Source organism: Sulfobacillus harzensis (assembly GCF_012933365.1).
GTDB lineage: Bacteria > Bacillota > Sulfobacillia > Sulfobacillales > Sulfobacillaceae > Sulfobacillus_B > Sulfobacillus_B harzensis.
Genome location: NZ_JABBVZ010000237.1, coordinates 1 through 1,800 on the forward strand (window position 1 = coordinate 1; position 1,800 = coordinate 1,800).

General features: G+C 56.2%; 2 protein-coding genes. One reads left to right on the top strand and one right to left on the bottom strand.

Annotated features, from left to right (window positions below):
• Positions 1–180: 180 nt before the first annotated feature.
• Complete coding sequence (locus HIJ39_RS22690) at positions 181–1,527, top strand: MFS transporter (protein ID WP_169103302.1); 1,347 nt, start codon at positions 181–183, stop codon at positions 1,525–1,527.
• A gap of 15 nt (positions 1,528–1,542) precedes the next feature.
• Here the strand turns inward: HIJ39_RS22690 and HIJ39_RS22695 are convergent, their stop codons facing one another.
• Positions 1,543–1,707, bottom strand: a complete 165-nt coding sequence (locus HIJ39_RS22695) for a hypothetical protein (protein ID WP_169103303.1) — start codon at positions 1,705–1,707, stop codon at positions 1,543–1,545.
• Positions 1,708–1,800 lie beyond the last annotated feature (93 nt).

Consider the following 1,800-nt stretch of genomic DNA (forward strand, 5'->3'; position numbering starts at 1 on the left):
AGAACGTTGGAAAGGGCATCATCAAGGGGGAGCACTTATCCACAGCCGTGATTTGTCCAGTTATGAAAAACCCTCAACCGGCAGTCTGACGGTGATAGGCCAAAAATTGACGGGATGCAAACGGCGCCGATAAGACAGGTTAAATGGTAGTTTCGCTATCACGGACGGGGAGGATCTCGAATGGCCGTACAAAAGAAAGAGACAGGCTCGGGCCGGTCCGGCGGCTCAAACGATGAAAAGTCCCACGCCATGAAGCTTTGGGTGCTGTGTTTGGTGCCCTTCATCATGGTACTGGGAAATTCCATGCTCATTCCGGTTTTGCCCAAGATGATGAAAGTCATGAATCTGACCCTTTTTCAAGTAGGCTTGGTGATTACCATTTTCTCCATCCCAGCCGGCATCATTATTCCTTTCGCGGGGGCGCTGTCGGATCGCATTGGACGGCGTGTCATCATGGCGCCCTCCCTCATTTTGTATGGACTCGGTGGCTTGGGAGCTGGATTTGCCTCGTGGCTCTTTCCGCACCCTTACGGATGGATTATGGCCTCGCGCCTCGCCCAAGGCATTGGCGCCGGCGGCACCTACCAACTCGCCATGGCGGTGGCCGGCGACATGTTTCAGTCTAAGAAGCGAGCGTCAGCCTTGGGGGTATTGGAAGCGTCCAATGGCCTTGGCAAAGTTATCTCACCCATCGCCGGATCCGCCTTGGCCCTGGTTATATGGTTCTTGCCGTTTTTCGCCTACGGCGTCCTGTCCTTTCCCGTCGCGGCTCTTGTTTGGTTTATCATTCAAGAGCCCAAAAAGAATCAAGCCCGCGGGGGCATCGGACAATATTGGCAGGGTCTCAAGCACACCTTCGCTACCAAAGGCTCCTCCATCCTGGCCACTTTTTTGGGGGGAGCGGCGGTGCTCTTCATTCTCTTTGGCGTCTTAAGCTATTTGGCGGATATTTTAGAGAAGAACTTCGGCTATGGCGAGATTGTGCGCGGCATGCTCATCGCCATTCCGGTGCTGGCGTCGGCCATTACCTCCTATATTTCCGGTACGGTGCTGCAAAAGAAAATCGCCAACTGGGCTAAAAAAATTGTCATCCTCGGTATGGGCCTCATTGCGCTTGCCATGGTCATTGAGCCCTTTTTCGCGACCACCAATGTGGTCCTAGCGCTGGCTATCCTGGTACTGCAAGGCATCGGCACGGGCAGCGTGCTACCCTCCATCAACACCATGGTGACCAGCGCCACCACCTCCAAGGAACGGGGCGTTGTCACCAGCCTTTATGGCAGCGTGCGCTTTTTTGGCGTCGCCATGGGGCCGCCGCTCTTTTCGATGGCCATGACCCATCGCTTCGTCGTCTTTTGGGCGGCTGCGGGGCTTGCTGTGGCTACCGGATTGGTGGCCTGGTTCCTTATCAACCAACGGGACATGTTGCCAAAGAAAATACGTGGAGGCGGCGGATCCTCCAAAGGGGGACACGTGCACCACCTGAGTCATGGAAAGGTCAAGGCGACTCGCGAGAAGCTCTCGTGAGCCGCCCGCTCTCTCCTACTCCCCACTCAAGGCAGAGGAGCCACTGAATATCACCCAAAGGCCCAAGCCAAAGACGGCCGCAAGACTGCCGACCGTGAGATGGCCGCGCCAGTCCACGAGCCCCCCCGAAACGGCCAACCAGAGACCCCCTAGTGCAAATCCCCATCGCCATAGCGTCATGCACGATCTCCTTTTTCAAAGGAGACACGCATGCCCCTGCAGGGCACTCACACACATGAAAAAAGGGCGTCGGCACGGGGAGTATGATGAGGG